The sequence below is a fragment of the Nocardia sp. NPDC004123 genome (assembly GCF_053603795.1).
Window position 1 is genome coordinate 416,522 of sequence record NZ_JBSGGG010000001.1, and the last position, 13,600, is coordinate 430,121.

Sequence of the window (13,600 nt, forward strand, 5' to 3'; positions counted from 1 at the left end):
GGGGTTCGGGGACCAAGTCCCGGAACCCCTTTCGATGTGGCCTGCCGGTGTGCCTGCGCGATGGTCCGCCGAAGTGCTTACGCGCCGAGCCCGATCGCGCAGCTCACGCCGGTGCCATGGTCCGGGCAGTAGCCGCCGGGGTTCTTGGCCAGGTACTGCTGGTGATAGCCCTCGGCGTAGAAGAAGGCGGAAAGGTCCGGCAGCGGGGCGATCTCGGTGGTGATCTCGCCGAATCCGGCCGCCGCCAACCGTTCCTGATAGCCGGCCCTGGTCGCCTCGGCCACCGCGCGCTGCTCGTCGCCGAGAGTGTAGATCGCCGAACGGTATTGGGTGCCACGGTCGTTGCCCTGCCGCATGCCCTGTGTCGGATCGTGGTTCTCCCAGAACTGCTTCAGGATCGCGGCGTAGTCGATCACCTGCGGGTCGAAGACCACCAGCACCGCTTCGGTGTGCCCGGTCCGGCCGGAACACGCCTCCTCGTAGGTGGGGTTCGGGGTGAATCCGCCCGCGTAGCCGACGGCGGTGCTGTACACGCCGTCCAACTCCCAAAAGCCCTGCTCCGCACCCCAGAAGCAACCCATGGCCAGCACCGCGAGCTGCGTGCCCGCCGGAAACGGAGGTTTGAGGGAATGTCCGCTGACAAAGTGTTTGTCCGGTACGACCAGCGGCTCGGAGCGGCCGGGCAACGCTTGCCCGGCTGTCACCATGATCGGTTCCGGTAGTCGCACCCGCCCGACGAACTCGTCGTACCAGGACATGACTCGATGTTACGGGCCCCGGCGCGACCGGCGACGATGTTGCGTTCAGGCGAATTCCAAAGGTTGGGAAAGATATACATCGGGTGGAATGTGGGGGCGCGCAGCCCGGTTGGAGACGAGCGGGTGTACGAATGATGGTTGGGTGCGCCTCGGCACCTGCCGAGGGCACACGGCCCCGACACGGAAAGGGACATCGTGGCTGTTTACACGCTGCCAGACCTCGATTACGACTACAGCGCCCTGGAGCCCTTCATCTCCGGGCAGATCAACGAGATCCACCACACGAAGCACCACGCGGCCTACGTCGCGGGTGTCAACGCGGCCCTCGAGAAGCTGGAGGAGGCGCGTGCCAAGGATGACCACGCCGCCATCTTCCTGAACGAGAAGAACCTCGCGTTCCACCTCGGCGGCCACGTCAACCACACCCTCTGGTGGAAGAGCCTGTCCAAGGAAGGCGGCGACAAGCCGGTCGGTGACCTGGCCTCGGCCATCGACGAGGAGTTCGGTTCCTTCGACAAGTTCGTCGCGCAGTTCTCGGCGGCCGCCAACGGCCTGCAGGGCTCCGGCTGGGCCTGGCTGGGCTACGACACCCTGGGCAACAAGCTGCTCACCTTCCAGCTGACCGACCAGCAGGGCAACGTGCCGCTCGGCATCATCCCGCTGCTCGGCCTGGACATGTGGGAGCACGCCTTCTACCTGCAGTACAAGAACGTCAAGGCCGACTACGTGAAGGCGTTCTGGAACGTCGTGAACTGGGCCGAGATTCAGGACCGCTACTCCAAGGCGGTCAACCAGGGCAAGGGTCTGATCTTCGGCTGATGCCCGTCGGGCTCCGGCCCGCTCGTACGCCTGAGGCCCGCGAACCGCATCGGTTCGCGGGCCTTTCGCATTTGCGGGGTCCGGGTGCTAGCACTCTCTGGTACTTGTGTGCCAGTTCTGTTCGGGTACAACCTGGTGTTCCCAACAGCAGCACCGGGCACCGTCGCCCCCGGGAGGTTCGGGAGGCACATCATGAATGGTCAGGTCGGCGTCATGCCGTTCCATGCGCATGGTTCGCTACAGGGTTTCGTGATCTCCGGACGCTGGCCGGACTCCACCAAGGAATGGGCGCAATTACTGGTGCTCGCGGTGCGGGTGGCCGGTCTGCCGGGGTTGTTGCCCACCTCGACGGTGTTCGGGGCGCGCGAGGAACTCCCCGAGGACCCGGATCCCGCGATGGTCGGGCTGGTGATCGCCGAGGGCACGGTGCTGGGGACGGAAGGATTACAGCCGGGCATGTTTGCCGGTCATGTGCCACCGGCGCTGATCATGTTGCACCCGCCGCGCGAGACGCGACCCTCGCTGCCCGAGTGCACGGGCGCGGCCTCGGGGTGCCTGCTGCTGCCGGGGCTGCCGCATCTGGGACTCGAACATCGGGCGGCCTGGGTGGAGACCGACAGCGACGGCACGGTGACCTCGATGGTTTCGCGGGTGGGGGTGGATCCGATCAGTGATCCCGACACCGCGGTTCTGGCCATGCTGCTGGCCGCGTGAGGGTAACCGAAACATTCCGGCAGTATCGCCAAACTTATTGTGCGCATTGCGATTTGGGCAACGGCCATTTGCCCGGGCCCGGTTTGCCGGAGTAGCATTGCGGCCGAGCGAAGGGGAGTAGCCCCCAATCACGCCGTCGACATACTGATCCTCCCGGATCCGGCGCGTGAACCGGATTTTCTCCGGTGGGCGAGACCTTCGGCCGACAAGAAACCAAACCGATTGACCGGTGCGGTGTCGGCTGAAGCGTCCCCGCATTTCAGCCGACAGGCCGGAGACCTGGGAGCTGACCTTCATGATCGCCACGATATTGCTGAGTTTCGGCGTGCTGTTCCTCGCCGAACTGGGCGATAAATCGCAACTCATGGCCCTGACCTTCGCGCTGCGCTACCACTGGTGGGTGGTGCTGTCGGGCATCACCGTCGCCAGCGTGCTGGTGAATCTGATCGCCGTCGGTGTCGGCCACTTCCTGGGCGCGGCGCTGCCGACCGGAGTCATTTCCCTGTGTGCCGCAGCAACTCTCATCGCGGTCGGCCTGTGGACCCTGCGCGAAACGCTGCCGTCGAACTCCGGCGAGGACGAGGGAGAGATCGCGCCGCAGCCGAAGTCGCGTTCGGCGTTCCTGGTGGTGCTGTCGGCCTTCCTGCTGGCCGAGCTCGGTGACCGCACCATGTTCGCCACCATGGCCCTGGCCACCAAGAACGGCTGGGTCGCGGTGTGGATCGGGTCGGTCGCGGGCATGGTGGCCGCGGGCGCGCTCGCCATCCTGATCGGCGTGACGGTCGGCAAGCACATTCCGGAGCGGTTCATCGCCGGCTGCTCGGGCCTGCTGTTCCTCTACTTCGGTGCGCTGACCCTGCTGGAGGCGTTCGCCCACGGCCTGGGCACGCCGGCCATCGCGGTGCTGTCGCTGGCCCTGCCGGCCCTCGCCGGCGGCGCGCTGTGGCTGCTGCACCGCCGGGCCGTGACCGTTGTCCCGGCGAGCTCAGTCACCGAGCACGGTATTGCCGAACAGGTCCCCGCTGCGCCGCACGAGGTCCAGTAGCGGTTCCCGCAACTCCCGCAGCCCGTCCAGGTCGCCCACCGCGACCCGGGCGGTGACCATGGCGCTCAGGGCCGCGACCAGGGTCTGACAGGCGAAGCGCTGCTCCTCGGTGTCCGCGCCGAGCACATCGGCGACCATCGCCACGAAGGTCTCCTGCAGCTGGGTGCGGCGCGCGATGGCCTCGGGGCCGACGGCGTAGACCTCGACGAGAAACACACGGGCGTAAGCGGGTTGGCCCGCGAGCGCATCCAGGTACGCGCCGAGCACGCGTTCGATGCGCTCGGTGCGGGTCTCGCCGTCGAATTCCGAGCCGGTGGCGGTCAGGATGCCGGTCAGCATGAGTTCGGCGGCGCGCTCGTAAGCGGCCTCGAAACAGTCCTCCTTGGAACGGAATTGCTCGTAGAAGGTCTCGCGGGAGACGCCGGCCCGCTTGATCACCGCGGCCACCGGCGTTCCGACATAACCGTTCTCGGCCATCGCCTCGGCCAGGGCGAGCAGGATACGGTCGCGCTGCGCGGCCACCACGGTTTCGCGGGACAGGCCGTGGCGGCCGCGGGGCAGTTGGCGGGTTGCCGATTCGGGCATGTGCAGGACTCCGTTGGCCTCGAGCGATTCAGGCGAGCTTTCTCATTCTGCTGGGGCGAGCCGGTTGATCGGTGGTGAAATCCGCCGGTTCGGTGCGGGCGATCTCGAGTCCGCCGGCCACGCCCCCGCGTAGTGAATAGTCCACCAGACGCTGGGCGAGCGGTCGACACCACAGCACCATGCTCACCCAGTACGGCGAGACGATGCGGCGGGAGCGGCGGGCCAGGGCGCGTTCACAGGCGTCGATGGCCGGGCCCAGGGGGGCGATGCCGGAGACGGTGGAGCGGCCCAAAATGCTGCGCGCGGCCTCGGTGCCGAAACCGCGGCTGGTCATCTCGGTGTCGAGTTCGGCGAAGTAGGCCATGCCGACCCGGGCGCCGGTGTGGCGCAGTTCGATCCGCAGGGTGTCGCCGAGCGCCTCGACCGCGGCCTTGGAGGCGCTGTAGGCGCCGGCCAGGGGCAGGTGGATGGCCGCGGCGAGCGAGGAGATGAGCAGGACGTAGCCGCCGGGGTGCGCGAGGTGGGGTCCGGCGGCGCGCAGCGTGTAGTAGGCGCCGAGCACATTGACCGTGAGGGTCTCCTCGAGCACGCCGGGGTCGCCGTCGAGCAGGGACAGTTGCCGGGCGATCCCGGCATTGCACACCACCGCGTCCAGGCCGCCCAGTTCGGCGGTGAGGGAGTTGACGACCCGCTCCACCTGCGCCGGGTCACCGACGTCGCAGTAGCGCCAGGGCGCGTCGCCGCATTCGGCCGCGACCTGGGCCAGCAGTGACTCCTCGATGCCGAGCAGGGCCACGTGCGCCCCGTGCACGTGCAGCTGGCGGGCCAGGGCGGCCCCGATGCCACGGGCCGCGCCGGTGATCAGGATGCGTTTGCCGGCCACTCGCAGGGCCGGACGGCGGAATCCACGGCGAAGACCGGCCGTGCTGACGTTCATGTCTGCGAAACTACCACTTATACGAACACCCGTGTTCGCAAATCTTGCGAGCCTCTTGCGTAAGCGTGCGCACAGCCCGGCTATGGTGCCTATTGACGGAGGGCCAGTGAGAGGGCCGTCCACAGTCGAGAGGACCAATCACCGTGGAGATTTCGGGCTCCGCCGCCATTGTCACCGGAGGTGCGTCCGGGCTGGGCGCCGCCACCGCCAAGCGCTTCGCCGACGCGGGCGCGACCGTGTTCGGCCTGGATCTGGCTCAGTCCATCGAGCGCGCGGGCGACAGTGTCCCCGCCGGTGTCACCCTCATCCCGACCGACGTCACCAGCGGTGACGAGGTGGCCGCCGCGGTCGCCACGGTCGTGGAATCCGGTGTGCCGCTGCGCATTGTCGTCAACTGCGCCGGTGTGGGCTGGGCGGGACGCATCCTGTCCAAGAACGGCCCGCACGACCTGGAGCTGTTCCGCACGGTGATCACCGTGAACCTGCTCGGCTCCTTCAACGTGATGCGCCTGGCCGCCGACGCCATCGCCAAGACCGACCCGGTCGACGAGTACGGCTCGCGCGGCGTGATCATCAACACCGCCTCGGTCGCGGCCTTCGAGGGCCAGATCGGCCAGATCGCCTACTCCGCCTCCAAGGGCGGCGTCGCCGGCATGACCGTCCCGGCCGCGCGTGACCTGGCGCAGTTCGGCATCCGCGTCAACACCATCGCCCCCGGCATCATCGACACCCCGATGCTGGCCGGTGTCACCGAGGAGTACCGCAAGGGCCTCGAGTCGGGCGTGCCGTTCCCGTCCCGCCTGGGCCGCCCGGACGAGTACGCGCAGCTCGCGCAGTACATCACCGAGCACGACTACCTGAACGGCGAGACCATCCGCATGGATGGCGCGCTGCGTATGGCGCCGCGCTGACGCTGGGTCTCGGGGGCCATGCCCCCGGACCCCCGGACAGCAACAAGGCCCGCACCGGAATCCGGTGCGGGCCTTGCCAATTCACGACTCAGTGAGTTGCGGGGTAGCGCCCGCAGCCTCCCTAGTGCGGGCGGACGGCCGCAGCCTGGGGGCCCTTCTTGCCCTCGGTGATCTCGAAGGAGACCGCCTGGCCCTCCTCGAGCTGCTTGTAGCCGTTGCCCTCGATCTCCGAGTAGTGGACGAAAACGTCGGGGCCGTCTTCGCGGGCGATGAAGCCGTAGCCCTTCTCCGCGTTGAACCACTTGACGGTGCCCTGAACCATTACCTTCTCCTGACGAGGTGTTTCTTTTAGTGCGTGGGTACCGCGGCCGCGGTACCCGGGGTCGATCAGAAGGCGGCTTGCAACTTGCCTGGCAAGGTGAAGCGACGCCCGCACACTGTTCCGCGCGAGCATGTTGAACACGAACACGAAAACTTACGACCAAGACGTACAACGTACGCGTTCGTGGCTAGTTCCCGAAATCACCGGGAGATGCGGATCGTCACACTTGCCACAAACCGGGCATGACCAATTCCCGCTTGCTATGGGTCGGGCTCCTGCGGAAACACCGCAGGAGCCCGATCCATGAACGTCCCTCAGAGGGTGCGGGTGAGGCGGTCGGCGAGGATCCGGGCGAAGTGCGCTGGATCCTTCAGTTCGCCGCCCTCGGCGAGAACCGCGGTGCCGTAGAGCAATTCGGCGGTCTCGGTGAGCTCCACCGGCTTCTCGTCCCCGCCGGATGTCGCCGCGTACGCCTCGCGCAGACCCGTGACCAGCGGATGCGCCGGATTCAGCTCGAGGATGCGCTTGCTGTGCGGCAGCTCCTGCCCGGAGGCGCGGTACATGCGCTCCAGCATCGGGGTGAAATCGAACACATCACCCACGATGCAGGCCGGGGAGGTGGTGAGCCGGTTGGTCAGGCGCACCTCCTTCACGTCCGCGTCCAGCGTCTGCTGCAGCCAGCCGAGAATGTCGGCGAAGTCCTTCTCCTGCTGCTCGCGCAGCTGCTCGGAGGCCTTCTTCTCGTCCTCGGTCTCCAGATCGACCTCGCCCTTGGCGATGGAGACGATGGGCTTGCCCTCGAACTCGGTGACCGAGCCGACCCACATCTCGTCGACCGGATCGGTCAGCACCAGCACCTCGAGGCCCTTGGCCCGGAAGGCCTCCATGTGCGGGGAGTTCTCGATCTGCTGGCGGGTCTCGCCGGTCATGTAGTAGATGGCCGACTGGGTCTCCGGCATGCGCTCGACGTACTGCGCCAGCGAGGTCAGCTCGCTGTCCGAATGCGTGGACGCGAAAGACGAGACGCCCAGGATGGTTTCGCGATTGTCGTGGTCGGAGAGCAGGCCCTCCTTGAGCACCCGGCCGAACTCGCGCCAGAAGTCCTGGTACTTGGCCTGATCCTCGGCGTTCTTCAGGTCCTTGACCGTGGACAGCACCTTCTTCACCAGGCGCTTGCGGATCATCTGGATCTGCCGGTCCTGCTGCAGGATCTCGCGGGACACATTGAGCGACAGGTCCTGCGCGTCCACCACGCCCTTGACGAAGCGCAGATACTCCGGCATCAGCTCTTCGCAGTTGTCCATGATGAACACCCGGCGCACATAGAGCTGGACGCCGCGCTTGTGCTCGCGGGTGAACAGATCGAACGGCGCGTGCGAGGGAATGAACAGCAGCGCTTGGTATTCGAAGGTGCCCTCGGCCTTCATGGGGATGATCTCGAGCGGATCGTCCCAGGCATGCGCGACGTGCTTGTAGAACTCTGTGTACTCCTCGTCGGAGACCTCGCTGCGCGGGCGGGTCCACAGCGCCTTCTGGGAGTTCAGGGTCTGGGTCTCGACCAGGGTCTTCTCGGTCTTGTCCTCGCCCTCACCGTCGAGCACGGTGCGCTCGACATCCATGCGGATGGGCCAGGCGATGAAATCCGAGTACTTCTTGACGATCTCGCGGAGCTTCCACTCCTGCGTGTAGTCGAAGAGGTGATCGTCCTCGTCGGCCGGCTTCAGGTGCAGCGACACCGTGGTGCCCTGCGGGGCGTCGTCCAGTTCCTCGATCGAGTAGGTGGAGCTGCCCGCCGCGGATTCCCAGCGGGTGCCGGTGTTCTCGCCCGCCTTGCGGGTGGTCAGGGTGACCTTGTCGGCCACCATGAAGGTCGAGTAGAAGCCGATGCCGAACTGGCCGATCAGCTCCTCGGCCTGCTGGTCACCGGCCTTGGCCTCCAGCAGCTGCTTGCGCAGCTGCGCGGTGCCGGACTTGGCGAGGGTGCCGATCAGGTCCACGACCTCGGCGCGGGACATGCCGATGCCATTGTCGCGGACCGTCAGCACGCGGTTGTCGCGATCGACCGCGAGCTCGATGTGCAGGTCGGAGGTGTCGGCGTGCAGGTCCTTGTCGCGGAAGGTCTCCAGGCGCAGCTTGTCCAGTGCGTCGGAGGCATTGGAGACCAGCTCCCGCAGAAAGGTGTCCTTGTTCGAATACACCGAGTGGATCATCAGCTCCAGCAGCTGATGGGTCTCGGCCTGAAACTCCAGGTGTTCGACGTGTTCGGTCACGACGCGATATTACGTCGGGCGAAGTCGGCGATGGCCGGAACCTCGGCGTCGGCCCGGTCGGTCATCCAATCCCGCAGCACCTTGGTGGCCTGCACGTCGTCCTCGTTGTATTCCAGGATGCGGGTGCGCTGGGACAGGTCCGGCTCGCCGCCCTCGTACCCGACGGCCAGGCGGTACCAGGCCATCGAGGCCTCTCCCCCGGCCTCGGCGTCGCGCCAGTGGAAGCCCGCGACCGGCGCGATCTTCTTGAGTCCCTTGCCGTTCGGGCAGATGAACTGCTCGGAGACGGCCTGGAACATGTCCACCCACTGCGGGCCGTCCACGAACCGCTGCACCTCGCGCTCGGTGGGGATGCCCGGGCGGCCGGCGAAGCGGCGGGCCGACTCGTAGAGCCACTTGTCCTCGGCGGTGCGCGAATAGCAGTAGGCGGCAAAGGACTTGCCGTCCGCGGCGGCCTGGGCGCGCACCTGCATGAGCCAGGTCCAGAACTCGGCGAAGGAGCGGCCCTCGTCCTCGGTGGGCAGCGGGTCCCAGGTGACGAACGGGCGGTACACGCCGTCCAGCAGGGTGCCCCACAGGTAGGCGCCGTGCTCCTGGAAGCTCTCCAGGTCCACATCCACCTCGACGTCGGCGCGGGTGACCCGCACCCGGTCGACCCGGCGGACCAGGGGCGCGCCGGTGGCCCAGGCGCGGGCGGTGACCACGGCCTCGGTGAACGGCTCGTACTGCCAGTCGTCGGGATCGTCGCCGCTCCAGGACGCCAGATCGTCGATGGTCTCGACGCCGTGGCGGCGCAGCACCTCCGCGCGCGAGCCCGGCGCCACCAGGCTCACATCGCGGTGCTCGGACAGCCACTGCTCACAGCTGCGCCCGCCCTCCTCGGGCGACCGACTCCACCAGGGGCACTGGCGGCACTCGGGGACTTTCGAAGGGACGGTGGGGAGTTCGCCGCGCACCACCGCGATGCGGTCGGCGTAGCGGATGTCGTAATCGGCCAGGACGGGGCCCAGGTCGTGGACCAGGACCCGGTCGAAGTGATAGCCGATGGCGCCGCCGACCAGGGCCGGGCTGGCCAGCCCGTGCCGCTGCAGCATGCGGTAGAGGTGCGCGAGGCGCTGCAGGTCCCGCGGCTGCGGCCGGGTGCGGACGTGCCGGTCCGGCTGCGGATTCCATTGGTACAGATCGCTGGTCGTCGGGTGGTAGTCGGCCGGGTCCGGCTGCCGCGGATCGGTCACCTTGTGGTTCACCACGATGACCGGGATGTATCCGCCGCGATCGCTGTCGCGCCACAGGATTTCGCAGCCGCCGCGGCGGCCGGTGTCGGGCTCCTGCGGCAGCAGCGCGCCCCAGATCCGGTCCGCCCCCGCCGCCATGGCGGCCATGGTGGCCGCGGCCCGCTGCGGCGCGGGCTGCTTCGGATCGATGACCGTCCAGCTGCCGGGCGCCGCGGCGACCAGCGTATCCCGCACGTGAGATCGGTGCGCCGCGGCGGCTTCTCGTCGCTGCTGCACGCCCGCGTCCTCGGCGACCCCGGTCAACACGCCCGGATTACTCGCGTCCAGATGCAGCCGGTGCCGACAGCCGATCAGCGCACGCGCATCCAGGAATGCCGCACGCTCACCATGGTCACCGATGCCCGAATACACGCCAGTCAGTATGGCCTCCACCCCCGACATCCCTACGAACTGGCACCGAAACCCCAAGGCGCTCGCTGCGCGGCGAACCCACCCGTTAGGGTGATTCGCAAACTGTGTTTCATGGGCGGACAGGCATTTCCCCCGGCCCTGTGCTGCCATGGCGAACCAGCATGACGGAGGCCATCAATGGGGTTGTTCGGCAAGCGCAAGAAGCGGGTCAGCCGCCGGGCCGAGGCGAAAGCCCTCAAACACAAGGCCGGCATGGAGGCCAAGCTCGGCGCGCGCAACGAGCGCAGGAAGAATCGGGCGGAAGCGCACACGCAGAAGCAGGTCGCCAAGGCGGAGATCGCCAAACTGCACGCCGAGGAGAAGGCCGCGCAGAAGATCGCCGCCCGGGCCGAACGGGATCCGTTCAGCGCGGCCTCGATCCGCAAGTACCTGGGCGTGGCCCGGGTGCTGGTGCCGGTGCTGGCCCCGCTCGCCTACCGCGGCGCGACCTTCGTGCGCGGGCAGCTCGACACCCGCCGCGCCCAGCAGCTGGGCATCGGGCTCGATCAGCTGAGCGAGTTCTCCGGCCCGGGCGCGAAGCTGCAGGCGCGCATCGCGGGCGTGGAGTCCACGCTGTCGGAGATCGAGTCCAAGAACTCCGACACCGAGACCAAGAAGTTCGTGACCGCCAGCCGCGATCGGCTCGACAGCCTGACCGCGGCCGTCCGCACCGCCGCCCAGATGCCGGTGCCGCGCCGCCGCGCCGTGCACGCCTCCATCTCCAACGAGCTCTCCGGCATCGAGGCCGACGTGCTCGCCCGCCTCGGCGTGAACTGAGACACCCATGAGCCCGATGCGCGGTGGACTGGCAGGCGTCGCCATGGCGGCCCTGGCGGTCGGCGCGCACGGGTTCGCGGGCGGCGGCTACCCCGGCTCCTCCGGGCTCATGCTGCTGATGCTGGCGGCGGCCGTCATCGGCGCGCTCGCCGCAGCGCTGCGGCCCCCCGCCGCGCTGCCGATCCTCATGGTGGCCGGCCAGCCCGTCTGCCACCTCGCCCTCAGCGGCCTCGTCCAGCACGGGCATGCCACGGGGGCAATGGAATTCACCGGGCACGGGCCGATGCTGCTCGCACACGCGGTGGCGGCGGCCGGCTGCGCGATCCTGATCCTGGCCGCCGAGCGACTCTACGGGCTGATCTCGAGCGCCGTCCGGGTGATCCTCACCCGGCCCGGCGGACGTCGCGCGCGGGCCGCGCAGGCGCGCCGCCCGCGATCGGTCCCGACCCCGAAAACCCTTCTCGCCCTGGGCGCGAGCGGACCGCGCGCGCCACCGGTTACGGCGTAACCCCCGTTCCTATCTACCCGTAACCATTGTCAGAGAAGGCAATACAGTCATGCACACCTCCCTTTCCCGCACCCTCGTCACGTCGGTGGCCGCCGCCGGCCTGCTGCTGTCCGGCGCGGGCATCGCCGCCGCGCACGTGGTCGTGGACGCCCCCGGCGCCAGCCAGGGCGGCTACGCCGTCGCCACCTTCCGGGTGCCGACCGAGTCCGACACCGCCTCCACCACCAAACTGACCGTGACGCTGCCGAATCTGAAGAGCGCACGCACCGAGCCCATCGCGGGCTGGACCGCCAAGGTCGACAAGAACGCCCAGGGCGAGGCCGTGGCGGTCACCTGGACCGCCGATCCGGGCAACCCGGGCGTCGCCCCGGGCCAGTTCCAGCGTTTCGCACTCTCCGTGGGCCCGCTGCCCAAGCAGGAGAAGGTCAGCTTCAACACCTCCCAGACCTACAGCGACGGCAAGGTCGTCGAGTGGAACCAGCCCATGAACGCCGACGGCAGCGAGCCCGATCACCCGGCTCCCAGCCTCACCCTGGCCCAGAGCACCGGCGGCGATGACGACGCCCCGGCCGCCACGGATGCCGCCGCGAGCGACAAGAGCAGCAGCGACGACACCGCCCGCTGGCTCGGCGGCGCCGGCCTGGCGCTGGGCGCGCTGGGCGCGGCCCTCGGCCTGGGCAGCGTCATCCGGGGACGGCGGTCGTGAACCGCAAGCTGCTGGCCGGGCTGATCACCGGCCTGCTGGTCACCGGATTCGCACTGCTGGGCGGCGGTGTCGCCGACGCGCACTCCACCCCCGTCTCCTCCAGCCCGGACAACGGCGCGCAGATCGACACCTCACCGGCGTCGGTGAGCATCACCTTCAACGAGAACCTGCAGACGGCCTACCCGTCCATGACGGTCACCGGGCCGGACCACAACCTGTGGTCGAAGGGGCAGCCGAAGGTGGAGGGACCGACCATCAGCATCGAGGTCGGTGAGCTGGGGCCGACCGGCGAATACACGATCGCGTACCGGGTCACCTCCGCGGACGGGCATCCGGTCAGCGGTAAGCGGACGTTCACACTGACCAAGCCCGGCAATGGAACTCCGGGCCCCAGGGCCGACAGTGCCGCCAAGTCCGGCGGCGCCGACGGCGGCGGGGTGCCGCTGTGGATCTTCATCGTGGGCGCGGTGGTGCTGTTCGGCGGCGGCCTGGCATTCGCCCTGTTCGGCGGACGGGGCAAGCAGCGCAGGTGAATCGGATCGACCGCACCGATCGTCGCCGGGAGCGCGGGACGACCGGCGGTGGCAGCTCACCGAGATGGCTGCTGGCGCTGGTCATCCCGATCGCCCTGGCCGGTGCGGCCCTGGCCTGGGCGCTGGCCGCCGCCGAACCCGTGCAGGCCGAGGCCCCGGTCCGGGTCCTCGCCGACTGCGCGGGGGCGACGGTGCTGGGGCTGGCCGCGCTGCCGCGGCTCTCGGACCGGCTGACTCCGCAGTGGCGGCCGCTCACCGTGCTCGCCGCGCTCTGGGCGGCAATGGAATTCGCCATGCTCGCGCTGGAAGCCGCGGAGGTGCAGGGCATTACGGCGCGGCAGCTGAGCGCCGCGCAGTTCGGCGACTACCTCGCGCACGTGAGCGGCGGGCAGATCGGTATCGCGCTGCTGATCGGCAGCGGCACGGTGGCGATCTACAGCGCCTTCGGATTCCGGCGGCCGGACCGCGCCACCGTCGATCTGGTGCTGGTGTTCACCGCCGTCACGCTGGCATTGCGGCCGATCACCGGGCACATGTCGCAGCAGCCGCTCGGTTCGGTACTGGCGGCGCTGCACGCGCTGGCGGCCGGCGCCTGGTTCGGCCTGCTGCTGGCGCTGGCGCTGACCGTGCGCACCCGGGGCGAGTGGGCGGTGCTGCTGCCGCGGTACTCGGCGTGGGCGATGCCGCTGGTGGTGACGGTGCTGGTGACCGGGGTGATCAACGGGCTGGTGCGGATCGGCGGGGTGAGCCCGCTGTTCACCAGCGGGTACGGGCGGATCCTGCTGGCGAAGACGGTGCTGCTGGCGGTGCTGCTCGGGCTGGGCTGGTGGTGGCGGCGCAGCTGGGTGCCGAAGGTCGCCGATCACCGCATGACCGCGGACGACTCGCTGCGGCGCGCGATTGCCGAAGTGCTGGTGATGGCGCTAGTGTTCGGGCTGGCCGGTACGCTGGCCGTCACCGCGTGAGGTGGTCCGCGGTTCTCGAATTCGGGTGTGCCGGTTCATAGATGGCATGCATCACAAGACCTGCG

The 13,600-nt window shown here is 68.7% G+C and carries 15 protein-coding genes; 9 read left to right on the forward strand and 6 right to left on the reverse strand.

All coding sequences use genetic code 11. The annotated features are described in order from the left end of the window. Positions 1-77: 77 nt before the first annotated feature. Positions 78-758 carry a peptide-methionine (S)-S-oxide reductase MsrA gene (gene msrA, locus ACWEQQ_RS01870; protein WP_452346809.1) on the reverse strand — a complete coding sequence of 227 codons (681 nt, stop codon included), beginning with the start codon at positions 756-758 and terminating at the stop codon, positions 78-80. 195 nt (positions 759-953) lie between these two features. Here msrA and ACWEQQ_RS01875 point away from each other — a divergent pair, with 195 nt between their 5' ends. From ACWEQQ_RS01875 to ACWEQQ_RS01885, 3 genes are all read left to right on the forward strand, one after another. Next, positions 954-1,577: a superoxide dismutase gene (locus tag ACWEQQ_RS01875; RefSeq protein WP_364608842.1), complete on the forward strand. Its 624-nt coding sequence runs from the start codon at positions 954-956 to the stop codon at positions 1,575-1,577. A 192-nt stretch (positions 1,578-1,769) separates the two neighbouring features. Next, positions 1,770-2,291, forward strand: coding sequence for a peptidase (locus ACWEQQ_RS01880; RefSeq protein ID WP_354847523.1), 522 nt, complete (start codon positions 1,770-1,772; stop codon positions 2,289-2,291). 295 nt (positions 2,292-2,586) lie between these two features. Continuing rightward, entirely contained in the window at positions 2,587-3,336 is a 750-nt protein-coding gene (locus tag ACWEQQ_RS01885; protein WP_452346810.1) for a TMEM165/GDT1 family protein, read from the forward strand. Here ACWEQQ_RS01885 and ACWEQQ_RS01890 read toward each other — a convergent pair. Next, positions 3,277-3,921 (reverse strand): TetR/AcrR family transcriptional regulator, encoded by a 645-nt coding sequence (locus tag ACWEQQ_RS01890; protein WP_452346811.1) that lies wholly within the window; start codon positions 3,919-3,921, stop codon positions 3,277-3,279. The genes ACWEQQ_RS01885 and ACWEQQ_RS01890 overlap by 60 nt on opposite strands. A gap of 28 nt (positions 3,922-3,949) precedes the next feature. Beyond that, positions 3,950-4,858, reverse strand: coding sequence for an SDR family NAD(P)-dependent oxidoreductase (locus tag ACWEQQ_RS01895; protein ID WP_452339310.1), 909 nt, complete (start codon positions 4,856-4,858; stop codon positions 3,950-3,952). 143 nt (positions 4,859-5,001) lie between these two features. Here ACWEQQ_RS01895 and ACWEQQ_RS01900 point away from each other — a divergent pair, with 143 nt between their 5' ends. Continuing rightward, entirely contained in the window at positions 5,002-5,769 is a 768-nt protein-coding gene (locus ACWEQQ_RS01900) for an SDR family NAD(P)-dependent oxidoreductase (protein ID WP_354847511.1), read from the forward strand. 121 nt (positions 5,770-5,890) lie between these two features. On the opposite strand, the gene ACWEQQ_RS01905 is transcribed toward ACWEQQ_RS01900, so the two are convergent. The 3 genes from ACWEQQ_RS01905 to ACWEQQ_RS01915 form a co-directional block, all read right to left on the reverse strand. Further along, positions 5,891-6,091: a cold-shock protein gene (locus tag ACWEQQ_RS01905; RefSeq protein WP_201943098.1), complete on the reverse strand. Its 201-nt coding sequence runs from the start codon at positions 6,089-6,091 to the stop codon at positions 5,891-5,893. Between the two features lie 314 nt (positions 6,092-6,405). After that, positions 6,406-8,361 carry a molecular chaperone HtpG gene (gene htpG, locus ACWEQQ_RS01910; protein WP_452339311.1) on the reverse strand — a complete coding sequence of 652 codons (1,956 nt, stop codon included), beginning with the start codon at positions 8,359-8,361 and terminating at the stop codon, positions 6,406-6,408. Then, positions 8,358-10,007 (reverse strand): TM0106 family RecB-like putative nuclease, encoded by a 1,650-nt coding sequence (locus ACWEQQ_RS01915; protein WP_452346812.1) that lies wholly within the window; start codon positions 10,005-10,007, stop codon positions 8,358-8,360. Before ACWEQQ_RS01915 ends, htpG begins: the two co-directional genes overlap by 4 nt. A 177-nt stretch (positions 10,008-10,184) precedes the next feature. Here ACWEQQ_RS01915 and ACWEQQ_RS01920 point away from each other — a divergent pair, with 177 nt between their 5' ends. The 5 genes from ACWEQQ_RS01920 to ACWEQQ_RS01940 are packed head-to-tail and all read left to right on the forward strand — an operon-like array spanning position 10,185 to position 13,535. After that, positions 10,185-10,823 (forward strand): DUF6474 family protein, encoded by a 639-nt coding sequence (locus ACWEQQ_RS01920; protein ID WP_452339313.1) that lies wholly within the window; start codon positions 10,185-10,187, stop codon positions 10,821-10,823. A gap of 7 nt (positions 10,824-10,830) precedes the next feature. Then, positions 10,831-11,331, forward strand: coding sequence for a hypothetical protein (locus tag ACWEQQ_RS01925; RefSeq protein WP_452346813.1), 501 nt, complete (start codon positions 10,831-10,833; stop codon positions 11,329-11,331). Between the two features lie 49 nt (positions 11,332-11,380). Further along, positions 11,381-12,037, forward strand: coding sequence for a YcnI family copper-binding membrane protein (locus ACWEQQ_RS01930; protein ID WP_452346814.1), 657 nt, complete (start codon positions 11,381-11,383; stop codon positions 12,035-12,037). After that, the gene (locus tag ACWEQQ_RS01935) at positions 12,034-12,570 is read left to right on the forward strand and encodes a copper resistance CopC family protein (RefSeq protein WP_452346815.1); all 537 of its coding nucleotides are present in this window, start codon (positions 12,034-12,036) and stop codon (positions 12,568-12,570) included. The genes ACWEQQ_RS01930 and ACWEQQ_RS01935 overlap by 4 nt, the downstream gene beginning before the upstream one ends. Next, on the forward strand, positions 12,567-13,535 hold the full coding sequence (locus tag ACWEQQ_RS01940) for a CopD family protein (RefSeq protein WP_452339317.1): 969 nt from the start codon (positions 12,567-12,569) through the stop codon (positions 13,533-13,535). Before ACWEQQ_RS01935 ends, ACWEQQ_RS01940 begins: the two co-directional genes overlap by 4 nt. Positions 13,536-13,600 lie beyond the last annotated feature (65 nt).